The 17,623-nt window shown below is 69.5% G+C and carries 15 protein-coding genes; 5 read left to right on the forward strand and 10 right to left on the reverse strand.

The annotated features are described in order from the left end of the window. The first annotated feature begins 66 nt into the window (after positions 1 to 66). Positions 67 to 1,245, forward strand: a complete 1,179-nt coding sequence (locus ABTW65_RS06405; protein WP_350659120.1) for an alcohol dehydrogenase catalytic domain-containing protein — start codon at positions 67 to 69, stop codon at positions 1,243 to 1,245. Here the strand turns inward: ABTW65_RS06405 and ABTW65_RS06410 are convergent. The 3 genes from ABTW65_RS06410 to ABTW65_RS06420 are packed head-to-tail and all read right to left on the reverse strand — an operon-like array spanning position 1,235 to position 4,763. Next, a complete protein-coding gene (locus tag ABTW65_RS06410; RefSeq protein WP_350659121.1) occupies positions 1,235 to 2,569 on the reverse strand; it encodes an NAD(P)/FAD-dependent oxidoreductase in 1,335 nt (444 codons plus the stop codon). The genes ABTW65_RS06405 and ABTW65_RS06410 overlap by 11 nt on opposite strands. Beyond that, positions 2,566 to 3,258 (reverse strand): hypothetical protein, encoded by a 693-nt coding sequence (locus ABTW65_RS06415; protein ID WP_350659122.1) that lies wholly within the window; start codon positions 3,256 to 3,258, stop codon positions 2,566 to 2,568. Before ABTW65_RS06415 ends, ABTW65_RS06410 begins: the two co-directional genes overlap by 4 nt. Before the next feature lie 35 nt (positions 3,259 to 3,293). Beyond that, a complete protein-coding gene (locus tag ABTW65_RS06420; RefSeq protein WP_350659123.1) occupies positions 3,294 to 4,763 on the reverse strand; it encodes an MFS transporter in 1,470 nt (489 codons plus the stop codon). A gap of 197 nt (positions 4,764 to 4,960) precedes the next feature. Between ABTW65_RS06420 and ABTW65_RS06425 the strand changes: the two genes are divergently transcribed. Continuing rightward, the gene (locus ABTW65_RS06425) at positions 4,961 to 5,569 is read left to right on the forward strand and encodes a TetR/AcrR family transcriptional regulator (protein ID WP_350659124.1); all 609 of its coding nucleotides are present in this window, start codon (positions 4,961 to 4,963) and stop codon (positions 5,567 to 5,569) included. A gap of 19 nt (positions 5,570 to 5,588) precedes the next feature. Here the strand turns inward: ABTW65_RS06425 and ABTW65_RS06430 are convergent, their stop codons facing one another. From ABTW65_RS06430 to ABTW65_RS06460, 7 genes are read right to left on the reverse strand one after another with little or no spacing between them, the layout of a single operon-like run. After that, on the reverse strand, positions 5,589 to 7,052 hold the full coding sequence (locus ABTW65_RS06430; protein ID WP_350659125.1) for an aldehyde dehydrogenase family protein: 1,464 nt from the start codon (positions 7,050 to 7,052) through the stop codon (positions 5,589 to 5,591). Positions 7,053 to 7,078: 26 nt separating this feature from the next. Further along, complete coding sequence (locus ABTW65_RS06435) at positions 7,079 to 8,176, reverse strand: Zn-dependent alcohol dehydrogenase (protein ID WP_350659126.1); 1,098 nt, start codon at positions 8,174 to 8,176, stop codon at positions 7,079 to 7,081. Then, entirely contained in the window at positions 8,173 to 8,946 is a 774-nt protein-coding gene (locus tag ABTW65_RS06440; RefSeq protein WP_350659127.1) for an enoyl-CoA hydratase/isomerase family protein, read from the reverse strand. The genes ABTW65_RS06435 and ABTW65_RS06440 overlap by 4 nt, the downstream gene beginning before the upstream one ends. Then, complete coding sequence (locus tag ABTW65_RS06445; protein ID WP_350659128.1) at positions 8,943 to 10,556, reverse strand: class I adenylate-forming enzyme family protein; 1,614 nt, start codon at positions 10,554 to 10,556, stop codon at positions 8,943 to 8,945. The genes ABTW65_RS06440 and ABTW65_RS06445 overlap by 4 nt, the downstream gene beginning before the upstream one ends. Further along, positions 10,553 to 11,365, reverse strand: coding sequence for a gamma-glutamyl-gamma-aminobutyrate hydrolase family protein (locus ABTW65_RS06450; RefSeq protein ID WP_350659129.1), 813 nt, complete (start codon positions 11,363 to 11,365; stop codon positions 10,553 to 10,555). The genes ABTW65_RS06445 and ABTW65_RS06450 overlap by 4 nt, the downstream gene beginning before the upstream one ends. Continuing rightward, positions 11,362 to 12,705, reverse strand: a complete 1,344-nt coding sequence (locus tag ABTW65_RS06455; protein ID WP_350659130.1) for a glutamine synthetase family protein — start codon at positions 12,703 to 12,705, stop codon at positions 11,362 to 11,364. Before ABTW65_RS06455 ends, ABTW65_RS06450 begins: the two co-directional genes overlap by 4 nt. Next, positions 12,698 to 13,357: a hypothetical protein gene (locus tag ABTW65_RS06460; protein WP_350659131.1), complete on the reverse strand. Its 660-nt coding sequence runs from the start codon at positions 13,355 to 13,357 to the stop codon at positions 12,698 to 12,700. Before ABTW65_RS06460 ends, ABTW65_RS06455 begins: the two co-directional genes overlap by 8 nt. 223 nt (positions 13,358 to 13,580) lie before the next feature. Here ABTW65_RS06460 and ABTW65_RS06465 point away from each other — a divergent pair, with 223 nt between their 5' ends. From ABTW65_RS06465 to ABTW65_RS06475, 3 genes are read left to right on the forward strand one after another with little or no spacing between them, the layout of a single operon-like run. Continuing rightward, a complete protein-coding gene (locus tag ABTW65_RS06465; RefSeq protein ID WP_350659132.1) occupies positions 13,581 to 15,023 on the forward strand; it encodes an APC family permease in 1,443 nt (480 codons plus the stop codon). Between the two features lie 15 nt (positions 15,024 to 15,038). Next, complete coding sequence (locus tag ABTW65_RS06470; protein ID WP_350659133.1) at positions 15,039 to 16,559, forward strand: flavin-containing monooxygenase; 1,521 nt, start codon at positions 15,039 to 15,041, stop codon at positions 16,557 to 16,559. Further along, positions 16,556 to 17,623, forward strand: a complete 1,068-nt coding sequence (locus ABTW65_RS06475; RefSeq protein WP_350659134.1) for an alpha/beta hydrolase — start codon at positions 16,556 to 16,558, stop codon at positions 17,621 to 17,623. The genes ABTW65_RS06470 and ABTW65_RS06475 overlap by 4 nt, the downstream gene beginning before the upstream one ends.

Consider the following 17,623-nt stretch of genomic DNA (forward strand, 5'->3'; position numbering starts at 1 on the left):
CTCGCCAGGCTTGAATCCACGGATCCGGGTACCGCAGAGGTGACTCGATCCCAAGGAGGCACATCCATGAAGGCAGTCACCTGGCAAGGAAGGCGCGACATCCGCGTGGACGACGTCCCTGATCCGCGCATCATCGAGGGCGACGACATCATCGTCGAGATCACCTCGACGGGACTGTGTGGTTCCGACCTGCACCTCTACGAGGTGCTCACCGGGTTCATGACACCGGGCGACGTGGTCGGGCACGAGCCGATGGGGGTGGTGACCGAGGTGGGTCCCGCGGTTCGCGAGGTGAGCGTCGGCGACCGCGTCGTGGTGCCGTTCAACGTCAGCTGCGGCACCTGCTGGATGTGCCGGCACCACCTGCACTCACAGTGCGAGACCACCCAGAACCACGACCAGGGCACCGGCGCCAGCCTCTTCGGCTACAGCAAGCTCTACGGCCAGGTGCCGGGCGGACAGGCCGAGTACCTGCGCGTCCCCTTCGGCAACGAGCTTCCGATCAAGGTCCCGCACGGTCCGACCGACGACCGGTTCCTCTTCCTCTCCGACGTACTGCCGACCGCCTGGCAGGCACTGCAGTACGCCGACCCCGACCCGGAGAGCACCGTGCTGGTCCTCGGCGCCGGCCCCATCGGCGACATGGCGAGCCGCTTCGCGCTCGACGCCGGCCACCGGGTCATCAGCGTTGATCGCGAACCCGAGCGTCTCGACCGGGTGCGGCAGCGTGGGGCCGAGACGATCGACCTCGAGTCCGGCAAGGTCGCCGAGCAGGTACGCGACCTGACCGACGGACGCGGAGCCGATGCCGTGATCGATGCCGTGGGGATGGAGGCCCATGGCTCGCCCATCGTGGAGGGGATGACCAAGCTGCTGGCCATGACGCCGGGCGCCGTGAACCGGCCGGTGATGCAGGCCGCCGGCGTGGACCGGATGGCCGCGCTCCACACCGCTTTCGACGCCGTACGCCGCGGGGGAACCGTCTCGATCGCCGGGGTCTACGGCGGCGCGATGGACCCGTTCCCGATGATGCAGCTCTTCGACAAGCAGGTCAGCATCCGCATGGGTCAGGCCAACGTACGCGCCTGGACCGACGACCTGATGCCGTTCCTCGAGAACGACGAGGACCCGCTCGGCGTGGACTCGTTCGCCACCCACCACCTCCCGCTGAGCGAGGCTCCGGAGGCCTACAAGTCCTTCCAGGAGAAGTCCGACGGGATGGTGAAGGTCGTCTTCAAACCCTGAGCCGAGAACGGCGCCGGCTGGCGTTGACCAGGTCGTTGAAGCGGTCCACGGCCCAGATCGCTCTGAGTCCGGCGCGGCTCATCATCATCGGGCGCGGGAAGCTGGGCTTCTCCTGCCACACCGTCTGCAGGTCCTCGTGCCGCTCGCCGTCGACGATCGCGTCGGCGATGAGCGTCCCGATGTACGGCGCCTGGGCCAGGCCGTGACCGTTGCAGGCGATCGAGTAGTAGACGGTGTCGCCAACCTGGCCGGCAAGAGGAAGCCAGGACGAGGTGATCGCGATCCAGCCACCCCAGGCGCGGTCGATCGCCACGTCCGACAGCGAGGGAAAGCGCGTCGCGAAGGCGCCGGCGAGCTCCTCGACCAGCCCGGGGTCAGGCACCTTCTCCGCGAGCGGATAGCTCGTGCCCCGCTCGAGGCGGCGTACGCCGAACACGATGGTGTTGCGCGGCGTCAGGCGGTAGTTCTCCATGATCGCGTGCTGGGTGACCAGGCCCATGCGGCTGGTCCAGCCCAGCGCGGCCAGACGATCGGGTGCGATCGGCTCGGTCTCCACCTCGATGACGTAGATCGGCACGGAGAGGTGCTTCGGAGTGATGTCCCACTCCCCCGCGTACGCGTTCGTGGCCAGCACGACCTTGCCCGCCCGGACCCGGCCGTGCGGAGTGGTCAGCACGACCTGGCCGCCGTCGCACCTGACGTCGGTGACCTTCGTCTGCTCGAAGACCCGCGCGGAAGAGTCGAGCAGGACCCGGCGCATGCCGAGGCTGAACTTGCCAGGGTTCATCCTCCCGCCGACGACCTCCCGCATCCCGCCCACGAGCCCGCGCGGGATCCCGAGCTCCGCAGCTGTGCCGACCTCCACGTGGCCGCCGGCGCGGGTCACGATCTTGGCTACGCGGCGTACGCGCCCCATCTGGCCGCGCGAGACGGCGGCGAACGCGTTGCCGGTCGCCTCGTAGTCGCAATCGATGTCGTGCTTCGCGATGAAGTCCTCGACATGGTGGGCGGCGTGCTCGGCCAGCCGCATCATGCCCGGCATCTTCTTCCGGGACAGCAGGTTCAGCAGCTGAAGGTCACCGCCGGGTGCGCCGGCCAGCTGCCCCGCGTTGCGCGAGCTGGCGCCGTACCCGCAGAACTCTGCCTCCAGCAGCACGACGTCCTGACCACGCTCGACGAGCCGCAGCGCGGTCGACATCCCGTTGATGCCTCCGCCGATGACGACGACCTCGCAGTCGAGGTCTCCGTCGAGGGCTCCCCGGACGTCGGCCGGTGGGTCGACCCACCCGGTGAAGGCGGTGTAGGTGACGTGGTCAGTGTTCATGCGCGGACCACCCTTCGGTCATCGCCGGCCGGTTCGAGGCCCGTGGCGACGTTGTGGTCGTGCAATGCGCCGTAGGCGCGGTAGTAGACGAACATCTGCACTCCCCAGGTGGTCAGCGCCAGCACGTAGAACACCGTGCGGTGCGCGTCGTCGGGGAACGGGAAGAAGTCGTACATGAGGGCGATCGCCGTCGCCGCGGCGCTCGCCATCCCGGCGGCGACCGCGTGGCCCCTGGCTCCGATGGTCCACAGACGCCACGAGAAGTAGGCGAGGAACGCGGTGGTGAGCAGGTTGACCACGAGGTAGTACGACGCAGGTCCCACGTGCAGCTCGTGGCCGCGGAACTGCTGCAGGTAGAGACCGGCGGCGATCGCGAGCCCGAAGACGCCGACCTCGACCGTCACGCTGGGCTTGTAGCGGTGCGTCACGCGCATCAGGCCGAGGACGAGGATGAGGGTGATGCCCACCGACCGCGAGAACGCGTCGAAGAAGTAGGCGATGTCGTACAGGACGTGGCCCTCGTCGCCGCTGATGAGCGACCAGAGCAGGAAGTTCGAGCCCGACGTCGCGACGACCATCCACTCCAGGCCGAGCAGGTAGTTGTCGTAGCGCCGGATGAACTTCCATCCGTAGGTGAAGCCGACGACGATCATCCACAGATCGGCCAGCAGGAAGAGCAGCTCTTTCATGTCAGATTTCCTTCAGGTGAGATGGAGGGAGCGGATCAGGCGGCGAGCCGGCTGGTACGCCGGCGCGCGCGGGCACGGGAGACCAGCACGGTCACCACGACGAGCAGCGCAAGAACTCCGGAGATCCAGTAGCCGGTGCCGTAGAGACCCTCTGCGGCCACCTCGAGCGTCGTGCCGGGCACCGGGACCAGCGAGGCGCTGAGGTCGGCGCTGACGAGCGCGGTGCCGAAGGCGAAGCCGACGGCCATGAAGGTGCCGGCGACGCCGGCCGCCATCCCGGCCTTCTCCTCGGGCACGGCTGCCTGCACCAGAGTGAAGCCGGCGGCGTACCCGATGCTGCAGCCCAGGCCCATGACGCCGGCGCCGACCAGGTAGTGCCACTGCTGGTCGTGGAACATCGCCAGCCAGGCCAGGCCGGCCGCGCTGATGAGGGCGCCCACGACGAACACGGGTACGCCGCGTCCGTTGGCGACGGGACGGTCGACCACCGCGCCGCCGACCAGGAACGTCACCGCGAAGGGCACCATCAGCCAGCCGGTCTCCAGAGCAGTGAGTCCGAGGCCGTAAGCGTCGACCGGGCGAAGCGCCTCGGGAATGACCTGCGCGTAGGTGCTGAGCAGGAGCAGGAAGGCCGAGTTCACCGCCGCGAACAGGGCGATCGACAGGCATGAGGTGGTGACCAGCGGCGTACGCATCAGGGCCACGTCGAAGACGGCCGCCGACGACCGGCGCTGGGCGCGCATCCAGGCGACGCCGCCGACGATGCCGATCACCAGCGGGATGAGGGCCGCGTTGCCCCAGACGAGACCCTGCGTCAGGGTCAGCAGGATCGCCGCGACCCAGCCGATCATCCAGACCGTGCCGACCACGCCGATCCGGCCGGCGCGCTCGGCCGGCGGGGCGTGCGGGACCAGGACGTACGTCGCGAGGGTGGTCGCCGCGCAGGCGGCGGTGAGGATGACGAAGAAGCTACGCAGCGACAGGGTCTCGACGATCAGGCCGCCGCCGATCATGCCGGCGACGATGCCGGCGCCCGTGGCGATCACCAGGACGGCGACGCCGATGGTGATGCCGGACTCGCCGAGGTTGCGTCGCAGGAATCCCAGCGGCAGCAGCTGCGCAGCGCAGCCGAAGCCCATCAGGGCGCACCCGGCGAGGAGCGTCGGGTAGGAGTCGCCGATCGCCGGGATCGCCGCGCCGACGGCGAGGAAGGCGGACGCGGCGACGGATGCGTTCCGGTCGCCGTACAGGTCGGCGAGGCGCGGCAGCAGGATGAATCCCGCTCCCCCGCCGAGCGTCAGGGCGGTGTAGAGCCACGTCGTCTCGGCGACCGTGGCGAGCCCGTACTGCGCCTGGATCACCGGCAGCAGCGGCGGAAGGATGAAGATCACGGCGTTGGTCAGCACGACCATCAGCGCGCCGATGCCGATGAGCCGACCCTTGTCAGGCCTGTGTCCTGCCGTCGCCCGGCGGCGTGCTGCCGCTTCCTGGTTGATCTGCGCCATGGGGTGTCTCCGATCCGGGGAAGGTGTGATCCGGCTCATACGCTACGACTTAGTTAGTCATGTGATCAAGATCTATGACTAAGATGTTTGACTAAGTTTTCCTTGGCGGGAATCCATGAGGCCGCGCTGATATAGTCGTCTTGACTAAATCAAGCGCCCAACTTCGTCGGGCGCACGAACACCCTCCGGAGGACCTGATGGCACGCATCCCGGTCGCGCAGCGACGTCGCGACTTCATCGAGGCCGCCGTCGAGGTCATCGCCGCCCATGGGATCGACGGCGCGACGACGCGCCGGATCGCCGAGCAGGCCAAGGCCAACGTGGCGATGCTGCACTACTGCTACGACTCGAAGGAGGACCTCTTCGCGGACGTCTACACCTTCGTGGCCGGCAAGTACCGCGAGGTCATCGAAGGGAGCGACCCGCACACCACGCTGCCCGACGCCGCCCGGCAGATCCTGCGCGGCGTGATGGAGTGCTACCTCGACTCCCCCAGCTTCACCGCCGCGACCTTCGAGCTTGTCAACTGGGCTCGGCGTCAGCACGGCGACCGCGGCATCGCCGTCTACGACCAGGCCTTCGACACGGTACGCAAGGCCCTCCAGGAGGCTTCCGCCGGTGACCCGGTCGCACCGGAGGTCATCGACGAGGTCACCTACGTCCTGGCCACCCTCGCCGACGGATTCGGCGTCAACTGGCTGACGTACGGCGACGTCTCTGTCGCCAGGGCCCAGATGGACATCAACTGCTCCGTGCTCGAAACCTGGCTCACGACCCGGCTCGCGGCGGTGCCGGCCAAGGCCTGAGGCACCGCCGCGCCCGCTCTCACAGCGGCAGGTCCGGGGAGTCCACGCCGACGACCCGGTCGCCACAGAAAACGCGTACGGACTCGGCCGGCCCGTGGCCACCGATTCCGGCAGGGCCCCAGAAGCTCTGGGCCGAGTCGTCGCCGAGGTCGGCGACCTTCGCACCGTTGACCCGCACCTCACCGGCCACGATGCGCGAGCCGACCTCGATGGCACGGTCGGTGTCAGTGCCGAACACGTAGGCGTCGAGGCCCGAGGGATGGGCGTTCGCGATCCGCAGCGCCTCCTCGTCGGAGTCCACGGGGTGCAGCGAGGCGAGCGGACCGAACAGCTCGGCCGTCGCCCGGCCCGGATCGGCACCGGAGGCGACGGTGGGCGAGAGGAAGTAGCCGCCGAGCTCGGGAAGCGCCGCGGGCTGGTGGATCGTCGCCCCGAGCTCGCGCAATCCGCCGATCCGGCTCTGGAGGGTCTGGAAGTGCGGTCCGTTGGAGATGGGGCCGACCTGCGTGTCCTCGTCCAGGGAGTGGCCGACGGTGAGCTTGGCGATCCGCTCCGTCAGCGCGTCCAGCAGGGGCTCGACCAGGCTGCGGTGGGCGAGGATCTTGCCGGGCCCCTCGCACCACTGACCGTTGAGCTTGGTCATGCCGTCGAGGATGCCGGCGGCGGTGACGTCGAGGTCGGCGTCATCGAGCACCAGCACCGGGTTGTTGCCGCCGAGCTCCAGCTGCAGCACCTTGAAGTCCTCCGCGCCCGCGCGGGCGATGGCACGTCCGGCCGCGGGTCCGCCGGTGAACGAGACGACCTTGACCCGAGGATCGGCGGTCAGTCGCGCGCCGACCTGACCCGTGCCATGGACCAGTTGCAGCGCCCCGGGCGGGAGGCCGGCCTCCACGAAGCACTCGACGACGATCTGGGCGCTGCCGGGCGCGTGCTCCGAGGGCTTGAGGATCACCGGACATCCGGCCGCGACGGCGCTGACGACCTTAGCGGCCGGAATGAAGCTGGGGCCGTTCCACGGGGTGAGGATCGCCGCCGGCCCCCACGGAACCTTGTAGAGGCGTACGTCGCGGCCACCGGCCGCCAGGGCGGTGACCCGCGGGATCTCCCGCAGGTCAGCGGCCGTGGCCCGGATGCGGTAGGGCAGGAAGGACGCCACCGTGCGCGTGGCGCTGATCGGCGTGCCGCTGGTGAGCGCATCCGTGCGCGCGATGTCCTCGGTCCTGCTCTCCAGAAGCGTGGCGACGCGATCGAGCATCTCGGCCCGCTCGTGCCGGGCCTCCTCGTCCCAGCGGCCGACGCCGTACGTCCGTTCGGCATGTCGCAGGGCGCGCTCGACATCGTTTAGCGGAGTGGTGACGGTCCGGTGAACCGGCTCGAGCGTGTTGGGGTCGACGTTCCACGCGTCGTCGATCGTGGTGCACTCGCTCCACTCGTCGGCGATGTAGTTGACCGGCTGGGCGATCGTGGTCTCGTTGCTGGACATCAGGCTTCCTCTGCGGATCTCGGGGGTCAGGACTGGAGGTCGACGACGATGCGCGTGACGTCACCGGACTTCATCGCCTCGAAGCCCTCGTTGATCTCGGCGAAGGGGACGACCCGGGTCACCATCTCGTCGAGGAGGAGGCGCCCCTGCTGGTAGAGCCGGGCGAACTGGGCGATGTCCTCGCGCGCCTGGCCCGATCCCATGTAGGAACCGATGAGCTTCTTCTCCTCGAAGAAGAAGTCCAGGGCCGGCACGCTGATCTCGGTGCCGGCCGGCGCGATGCCGACGAGGCACGCGGTGCCCGTCGGCCGCAGAAGGGCCAGCGCGGTCTGCGCGGTCCGGGCGGAGCCGACCGCCTCGAACGAGTAGTCGACGCCGTCGCCGAGATGGCGGCGGAGCTCCGCGACCGTGTCGCCTTCGCCGCCGTTGATGACGTGGGTGGCGCCGTACGTCCGGGCGGCCTTGAGCCGGTCCTCGTCCAGGTCGATCGCGACGATCGCCGAGGCGCCGGCCAACCGCGCACCCTGGATGATCGCCGACCCGACGCCACCGCAGCCGACGACCGCGACGGTGCTGCCCGGGCGTACCTGAGCACCGCGGAAGACGGCGCCGACGCCGGTAACGATGCAGCAGGACAGCAGGCACCCGACGTGCAGCGGGACGTCGTCCGGCAGCCGTACGAGCGCTCTCTCCCGCAGCAGGATGTGCTGCGAGAACGCTCCGATAGCGGCGAGCCGCTCGATCGGCTGGCCGTCGAGGGTCTCGAACGCGGGCCGTTGCCGGCGGCGTACCTCGTCGAGCCGCAGGCACTGGGTGGAGCGTCCGGCGTCGCAGTTCACGCACCCGCCGCAGGAGGGGGTCAGTGCGCCGGTGACCCGGTCGCCGGGACGCAACGAGGTCACGGCCGAGCCGACCGACTCGACCACGCCGGCCACCTCGTGTCCGACGACGACCGGCACGTCCGCCGGCACGGTCCCCGTCATGTAATGGAGGTCGCTGTGGCACAGCCCCGCGTGACTGACCGCGACCCGCACCTCATGCGGCTCGGGGTCGTCGACGCGGATGTCGGTGAGCTCCAGCGGTGCACCGATCTCGTTCAGTACGGCGGCTCGGGTGGTGATCATGCGGTGGTCTCCCTCGTGTTCCAGAAGCCGGCGACGCCGGCGGTGAGCAGTCCGCTCGCCCAGGCCTCGTGGGCGGCGTGGTCCTCGCGCTCGAAGGCGGCCTCGACCTCCGCGACCAGGGGCCGCAGCAGCGCGAGATGGAGCGCCGTGGTGTTTCCCTCAGGAGTCCACGCGTGGACGGTGTCGACGGCGTGCTCGACGAGCCTGTCGGGCTCGACCACCTCGTCGAGCAGACCGATCCTCAGCGCCTCCGCCGACGGGACCCGCGGAGACCCGAGGACCATGCGCATCGCGTGGTTGCCGACCAGGCGCCGGAGCAGCAGGCTGGTCGCGTTGGAGATGGTGAGGCCGCGAGCGTTCTCCGGCTGGAAGTACTCGGTCGCCGGCGTGCCGATCCGGGCGTCGCAGCACAGCGTGATCTCCGAGGCGCCACCGACGGCGATCCCGTTGACCGCCGCGACCACAGGGACCCGGGTCTGCAGGATCGCGCGGGTGACGTCGTGGAAGCTCTCGAAGGCCTCGTGGACCTCGGCCTCGTTGGTCGGCGCCTGCTTCAGGTCCTCTCCGGCGGAGAAGGCGCGGCCACGTCCGGTGAGGACGATGCCGCGGACGGACTCGCCCGTGCCGAGCTCCCGCACCCGGGCGGCCAGCCGCAGCCGCATGTCGACGGTGAGCGCGTTGAGCTTGTCGGGGCGGTCGAGAGTGAGCACCGCGACGTCGCGCACGATGTCGAGGTCGATGTGGTCCTCACCGGTAGCAGGGGTGGTCATGGTCGGCTCCTCAGTCGGGCGAAGTCGTGGGTGGTGCCGGGTTCGGCGGCGGCCCGGGCTTTGAGCGCGGGCTTCGATACCCGCTCGGAGGGGGTGCGCGGGAAGTCGGGGACGAACTCGACGTAGCGGGGCACCTTGAACCGAGCGAGCTGGTCGCCCGCGCGCTGGAGGAGCTCCTGCGCGGTGGCCCGGTCGCCCAGCACCCCTTCCTTGAGCTGGATGAAGGCCTTGACCTCCTCGCCCAGAACTTCGTCGGGTACGGCGACGACGGCCGCCGCGACGATCCGCTCGTCCCTCTCGAGGGCGGCCTCGACCTCGGCACAGGCGACGTTCTCGCCACCGCGGCGCACCATGTCCTTGAGCCGTCCGACCAGCTGGATGCCGCCGTCGGGACGGCGGACGACGAGGTCGCCGGTGTGCAGCCAGCCATCACGCAGCACGTTGGCAGTGGCGTCGGGGCGGTTCCAGTAGCCGTCCATCATCGGCAATCCCGAGATGACGAGCTCGCCCGGCTCACCGGGCGGGACCTCCTCCCCCGGCTCGACCGGATCCTCGACGCGCACCTGCTTGGTCGGCACCGGCCGACCCAGGCTGCCGCTGCCGACGGCAGCGGCGTCACCGAACGAGCTGACCAGGTCGATCCCCGACTCGGTCATCCCGTAGACCTCACGCCACGGCGCACCCCACCGTTCCTCGAGCTGGGCGTGGAGCGCGACCGGGATGCCCGAGCAGAGCACCATCCGTAGGTGGTTCTCCCGGTCCTCGGCCGTAGGCGGCTGCTTGAACAGCAGGGTGGGCATCGAGCCGAGGACGTAGAAGAAGGTCGCCCGGTGGCGGCGTACGTCGTCCATGAACGTCGACGCGGAGAACCGCGGCAGCACGACCAGCGGGGCGCCGAGCGTCAGGGCGAGCGCGGTGTTCCACTGCGGGTCCATGTAGGAGAACGGCTGCGAGGTGATGAGTACGTCCTCGGCCCCGAGACCGGTGGCCGCTGCGCAGACCCACCCCAGCCGGACCCAGTAGTCGTGGCTGAGCATGCACGCCTTCGGGAAGCCGGTCGTGCCCGAGGTGTACTGCAGGTTCGCGAGCGTCTCGGCGGCGATCGGCACCTCGGGCGCCGTGGCTGGGAAGCGCTCGGACCCGTCGTCGGGGACCTCGACGACACGAACTCCGGCCAGCTCGGGCTCCTCGGTCAGCACCTCGACGACCAGGCCGGAGCGCTCGGCATCGGTGAAGACGACCCGGGCACCCGAGTCCTTCAGGACAAAGGCGAGGTCGGAGCGCTGGTAGGAGCAGTTGACCGGAACCGCGACCGCGCCGGCCTTCAGCAGGGCCAGCCACGCCACCGGCCAGTGCACGACGTTCGGGAGCATGATCGCGACCCGGTCGCCTGGGCGTACGTCGTCGACTTCGATCAGCCGGTGGGCCAACCTGGAGGTCCAGGCGTCGATCTCCGCAAAGCTCCACGACCACTCGCCGAAACGCAGGAACTCCCGGTCTCCCGAGTCTTGGGAGCGCTGTGCCAGCAACTGGCTCAGCGTCGGAACGGCGGGGTCGTCCTTCATCCGGCCGGCCTCGACGACCGGTCCGGTCGTGACGTACGTGTTCATTGGGGGCTCCTCTGCTCTCGCCCGGCGGGGCCGTGGTCGGCGAGCCGCTGCACCGCCTGCTCGACGACCCAGGTCAGCGTCGGGTCGTTGCTCTTCATCCACTCCGGGTGCCACTGGACGCCGAGGATCGGCCGTCCCGGCACCTCGATCGACTCGACGACGCCGTCATCAGCCCGACCGGTCACGATGAGCCCGGCGCCGCAGCTGTCGACGGCCTGGTGGTGCCAGGAGTTGGTGATCGTGTCCTTGCCGAACAGGTCGGCGGCGATCGAGCCCTGGGTGAAGGTGACGACGTGGTCGACGGTGCCGTCCGTGGGCGCGATCTCGGCCGAGAGGTGGCTCACCGGACCGTCCGGAAGATGGGGCACGAGGGTGCCGCCGAGGGCGACGTTGAGCACCTGCAGGCCCCGGCAGACGCCGAGCACCGGGATCCTCCGCTCGATCGCCGCCCGGACGAGCGCCACCTCATAACGGTCTCGCTCGAGGTCGTGCACCAGCGGGTTCGTCCGGGGGTCGATGTCGCGCACCACGGAGGTGTCTCCATCCCAGCAGGCGGGGTGTACGTCCTGGCCTCCGGTGATCACGACGCCGGAGAGCCAGTCGCAGACCGCCGTCGCATCGGTGTCGTAGGACAGGTGCACGGGCAGTCCACCGGCTTCGGCGATCCGGGTCGCGAAGTCCGACATGGAGGTGTCGATGCAGCGGTCGCCGTAGCGCGGGTCGGCGCCGTTGAGCACGGACAGCTGGAACCGGCGTCCGGTGATGCCGATCAGCGGGCGCATCACCGCGGCCTCCTCGCGCGCGCTCACGGGAACTCGAAGTAACGCTGGGACTCCCACGCGGAGAGCTCGGCGAACGGATCGCCGCCCTTGGTGTGGAACTCCATCCACTCCCAGCGGCGGGAGGCGACCCAGAAGTCCACGAACTCGTCGCCGAGGTACTCGCGCAGCAGCGGATCGGCGTCCAGCGCCGCACCGGCCTTCGACATCGTGTCGGGGATCCGCCTCACTCCCGCGGTCTCGGGCAGGCACCAGGCCATGTCCGTGACCTGCTCGGGCGGCTCGATGTTGCGCTCGATCCCGGCCAGCACGCCGGCCAGGACGCCGGCCAGCGCGAGGTAGGGATTCACGTCGGCGCCGGGGAGGCGGTACTCGAGGCGGGAGTACTTGGGGTGGCCGGTGATTGCCCGGACCGCGGCCGTCTTGTTGTTGACGCCCCAGCTGACCGTCGTCGGCGGCCCGGTCAGGTCGACCAGCCGCCGGTACGAGGTGATCTGCGGCAGAGCGATCGAGGTGTTCCCCTCCATCGTCGCGAGCAACCCGCCGACCGCATGCCGCATGAGTTCCGATGGCCCGTCCTCGGCGAAGAACCGGTTCACACCGTCGCTCTGGAGCGAGAGGTTGATGTGCGCCCCCTGGCCGAAGCCGGCGGTCGGCTTGGCCATGAACGAGACCGTGTGGCCTCGCTCGAAGGCGACCTCGCGCATCACCTGGCGAGTACGCGCCCAGCTGTCGGCCAGCCGGACCGGGTCGGTCGGGGCGAGATTGAGCTCGGTCTGGCCTGGTGCGGCCTCGTCGGTCCAGGCCTCCCACGCGATGCCGACGCTGTCGAGCCGCTCGACGACCGCCTCCATGTAGTCGACCCAGTCCTTGGACCGGGCGAGGTGGTACGTCGCCCCGGTGCTGCCGCCCAGTGGCGTGAGGTCGCGATAGCCGCGTGCCCTGGCCTCCTGGACGGACTCCTCGAACAGCGTCGCCTCGATCTCGACGGCGACGGTGGCGGCGTACCCGTTGTTCGCGAGCCCAGCGACCAGCTTCCGCACGAGGTTGCGCGGACAGATCGGGACCGGTGTCCCGTCCTTGAGCCAGTAGTCACCGATCACCGAGTCGAGACCGGGCTTCCACTCCACCAGGGTCGACATGTCCGGGATCATCTGGATGTCGTAGAGGTTGCCCCGCCACTCCGGGAAGGCGTCGCCGAGGACGATCTCGTTGTTGAGGTCGATGGCGAACAGGATGTCGGCGAAGGCGAAGCCGGCGTCCTTGCCCGCGTCAAACTTCTGCGGCGAGACGTTCTTGCCCAAGAGGCTGCCCTCGTGGTTCGTGGCCTCGAGGCGTACGGCCCCTCGGGCCTGTGCGAGCTCAGACATCGAAGCGGACCTTCCAGGAAGCCGCCGTCATGACGGACAGCTGGGACAAGGTGCCCTGGACCCGCAGACCTGCGGCCAGGGAGGCGAGGAAGTCGTCGGCGCCGCTGAGGACGCCGGCGAGGAGATCAGCGGGACCGGCGACCAGGTACGTCGACGTCCCCTCCCCGAACCGACCCCGCTCAGGCCCGTCCGGGCCAGTAGCCTCCACGATCAGGACGTCGGGGATGCCTGCGATGTCGCGGGTCGTCTCCCAGAACCGCACGGCCGCCTCGCGCCAGTGCGGCAGCGGCGGGCGCAGGGCGCGCAGGACCTGCGCCGCCAGGTCGGCGTCACCGGCCGGCTCCTGGGTCGGTGCGAACCGGGCGTGGAGGTCGACCACGAGCGTCACGTCAGGCTCGACGAATACTCCGCTCGTCACCTCCACGACACCGGCGCCGAAGGCGACCGTCGCCGCCTGCGGGGTGTCATGGGATCGGATCGCCACAGTGCCGACGAGGCCGGCAGTCAGATCCCCGGCCGGAACCCCCCGGTCTGAGGCCACGGTCAGAGTGCGCCCGATCAGGCGGACCAGTGGGGTCGCGTCGTCCTCGATCGCGACGCGTGTCGCGTCGAGGCGCACATCTGGCGCTTCGATCGTCGTGCTCTCGGTCATCTCTCGGCCTCCTGGAAGATCTACCGACGTCTTTCTTAGTCATTCGACTCAGTCGATTGGCTAAGATGGTGACCCTCGAGAACTCCCTTGTCAACCGTCTGCGCGAGATTCATCGATCGGCGAGCAACGCCATCCGACCCCTTGACGCGACGTGATCCCTGACACACACTTAGTCATCCGACCCAATCAAATGACTAACTTCTCTCGTCAGGAGGGACTCGCGATGACGCGCAGCAACGCATCCGCCGAGGAGCCGGTCGCACCGGCGGACGCTCCTCCGGTCGACGGCCTCGACCGGGAGCACCTGAGCCGCAACCAGCTCGTCGGGCTGGCCCTGGCGTCGTACGTCCCACCCGTCGGGTTGGCCTCCGTCCCGGCCCTCGTGCTCGTCACCGCCGGCAACGGCAGCTGGCTGGGCGCCCTGATCGCTGCCGTCGCCACGAGCCTCGTCGGGCTCTCGGTCATCGCCTTCGCCCGACGCTACGTAGTCACCGGATCGATCTACTCCTACCTGCCGCACGTCTTCAGCCCGTGGGCTCGGATCCTGGCGGGCGCCGCGCTCTTCCTCGGCTACGTCGCGCAGATCGGCGCGATCGCCTTCCTGGTCGGCCTCTTCTCCGGCAGCTTCCTGCTCTCCCTCGGTTTCGAGGCGAGCTTCGATGTCGGCGTACAGATGCTGATCTACAGCGCAGCCGTGCTGATCGCCGGAACGATCGCCTACCGGGGTCTGGACACCTCGGTGCGCACCGCGGTCACGCTGGCCGTCGTCTCCGTGCCACTGATGCTGGTCATCACCGTGGCAGCCGCCGCGAGCGCAGGTCTCGACCTCGGCGCCCAGCTGTCCTTGGAGGGAGCCACGCCGAGCGGCATCTTCCAGGGGGTCGCCGCCGGTGCTGTGTTCCTCGTCGGCTTCGAGAGCAGCACGGCGCTCGCCGCCGAGACCCGCGACGCCCGACGCTCAGTACCGCTCGCCGTCATGTGCGTGCCTGTCGGCCTGGGCGCCCTGTACGTCGTGGCGACCCTGCTTCAAGTGCCCGCCCTCGTCGCCGCGAGCGACGCACTGGCAGCAGGCACCTCCCCCGCCGCCGCCCTCGCCGTCGAAGGCGGGCTCGGCAGCGGGGTGGCGAGCGCGACCGACCTGGTGCTCGCGATCGCGACCTTCGCTGCCCTCATCGGATTCGTCAACTACGGCTCGCGCTTCGTCGCCACCCTGGCGGCCGACGGCCTGCTGCCCGCCCGCGCCGGCCGGATCCACCCGCGCCACCACAGCCCCGCCGTCGCCGTCGTGACGATCTGCGTCCTCGGGTTGGGAGCCATCCTGATCATGGTCGCCCTCAACCCCGACAACATCGTCGGCGTCTACAACTCGGTCGCGACGCTCATCGTCTACTTCTGGGTCGTCCCCTACCTGCTCATCTGCGCGGGCGCACTTCGGCTGCTCGGGCGAGAGGGACGGCTCGGACCGCTCGCCGTCATCGGCGCGGCCCTCGGCGCCGCCGCGATGGCATGGATGTACCTCAACGGCATCCTCAACCCGCCCGCCCCACCGCTCGACGCGATGTCGTACGTCGCGGTCGTGGCCGTAGCCGTGGTGTTCGTGGCGTTCCTCGCCGTCGACCGCCTCGGTCGCCCCCGTCGCACCGCCAGTCACCAGACCCACCACTGAAAAGGAAGTGCAGCAATGAACCAGACCATCGCGACGGAGTACGCCGACATCGTCGTCATCGGCGCCGGGCTCTCCGGCATCGGCGTGGCCAAGCACCTGACGGAGGCGTTCCCCGACAAGGAGTTCCTCCTGCTCGAGGCCCGCGCGTCGGTCGGTGGCACCTGGGACCTGTTCCGATACCCGGGCATCCGCTCCGACGACTCGGTGCACACCTACGGCTACGACTTCAAGCCATGGCTGCACAAGGAGGCGATCGCCGGCGGCGACCTGATCCGCGGATACATCCAGGACACCGTCACCGAGTTCGGGTTGGACAAGAGCCTTCGCGTGGGCCACAAGGTCACCGCGGCCGACTGGTCCAGCGAGGACGCGGAATGGACCCTGCACATCACCGTGACCGACGAGGCGGGCAACGAGTCCGAGAAGGTCGTCCGGGCGAGGTTCGTCTTCAGCGGCACCGGCTACTACGACTACGACAAGGGCTTCGAGCCGCGGTTCGAGGGCCGCGAGGACTTCCAGGGCGACATCCTCCATCCGCAGCACTGGCCCGAGGACTACGACTACAGCGGCAAGCGCGTGGTCATCGTCGGCAGCGGTGCGACCGCCGTGACGATGCTGCCCGCGATGCTGACGGGCGAGGGCGCGGCAGCACACGTGACCATGCTCCAGCGCACCCCGAGCTATGTCGCGTCGATGCCCCAGGTGGACAAGATCGCCCAGTCCCTGCTGAAGATCTTCGGCAAGAAGCTCGGGTACCGGCTCACGAGGTTCAAGAACATCTGGCGCGACCACTTCCTCGTGACGGTGCTGGTGAAGTTCCCGAACTTCGGGCGCAAGCTGCTGCGCAGCATGACCGCCAAGGAGCTCCCGAAGGGGTTCGACGTCGACACCCACTTCGCGCCGCCGTACAACCCGTGGGAGCAGCGCCTCTGTGCGACCCCCGACGGCGACTTCTTCGAGGCGATCCGTAACGGCAGCGCCGATGTCGTGACCGACCAGATCGACCGGTTCGTCCCCGAGGGCGTCCAGCTGTCGTCCGGCAAGACGCTCGAGGCCGACATCATCGTCACGGCGACCGGCCTCGTCATGCAGATGCTGGGCGGCATCCAGCCGACCGTGGACGGCGCCCCGGTCAAGGTCGCGGACCAGGTGCTGTACCGCGGCGCGCTGATCTCGGGCGTGCCCAACTGGGCGATGATGCTCGGCTTCACCAAGGCGACCTGGACCCTCCGTATCCGCAACGTCGCCCGCCTCGCCATCGAGGTGATCCGCGAGATGGACGCGAAGGGCTACGACATCGCCCTGCCCGTCGCGCCGGCGGGCATGCCCACGCAGGACATCTTCGACCTCTCGGCCGGCTACATGCAGCGGGCCCGGGCGGAACTGCCGCGCCAGGGCACCGGCCTGCCCTGGCAGATGCACACGACGTACGTGAAGGACAACCGGCTGTTCCGGGGCCGGCTGATCCACGAGGACATCCACTTCGCCAAGAAGACTGTGGCGCCGCACCTGGTCAGCGTCGAGGCGGCGTCATGAGCGCGCAGCGCTTCACCCTGAGCCAGCGCCTCCAGCGAGCCCTCCTCGTCTTCCTGAGCCGCCTGCCCGCGAGCCTTCAGCGGATGCTGGCACAGCCCGCGACCAACACGGCCGGCGACATCATGGCGCCCGACGTCGCGCTGCTGATGAAGCTCGGAGAGTCCGGACCGGACTACAGCGACCTGCCGACTGCCGACGCCCGGGCTACGACCGAGCGCGACCTGGCCCTCTTCGCCGCGCGGCTTCCCGCGTGCGGGATCGAGGAGGAGATCGAGATCGGGGACGGCCTGCTCGCCACGCGCTACAGCACTGGCACCCCCGACCGCGGCCTGATCCTCTTCTTCCACGGTGGTGGGTTCGTCATCGGCAGCCGCACGAGCTACACCGCCCCGGTCCGGATGCTGGCGCACGGAACAGGTGCCGACGTCGTCTCCGTCGAGTACCGCCTCGCGCCCGAGCATCCGTTCCCCGCCGCACAGGAGGATGCCGCCGCCGCCTGGAGGTACGTCGTCGATCACGCCCCTGCCTGGGGAATCGACCCGCGCCGAATCGTCGTCGCCGGCGAGAGCGCCGGAGGCAACATCGCGGCCGTCCTGTGCCAGCAGGTGCGCGAGGACGACGTCCAGCCGATGCTCCAGGTGCTGATCCAGCCGGTGACGGACCTCGTCGAGCACCGCCCCTCGCAGGACGAGTTCGCAGGGTCGCCCGCGCTGTCGGCCAAGCAGGTCGCCTGGTTCGTCGAGAACTACCTGCCGGCAGGAGCCGATCCCGCCGACCCGCTCATCTCGCCCTACCGTGCGGCGTCGCTGGCCGGCCTGCCGCCGGCGATCGTCAACCTGGCCGGGTTCGACCCGCTCCACGACGACGGCCTCGCGTACGCGACAGCACTTCGAGACGCTGGCGTCACAGTGCAGGTCGACCGCGAGGGCGGCCTGGTCCACGGCTACCTGTCCTACACCGCGGTCAGCCCGAGCTGCATGCGCGCCACCGAACGGCTCGTCTCCTCCATCTTCGAGGCGCTGCGCCGTACCGATCACACCACCCACGCCACGAAGGCGAGCTGA

Source organism: Nocardioides sp. NPDC127503 (genome assembly GCF_040302165.1).
Taxonomy (GTDB): domain Bacteria; phylum Actinomycetota; class Actinomycetes; order Propionibacteriales; family Nocardioidaceae; genus Nocardioides.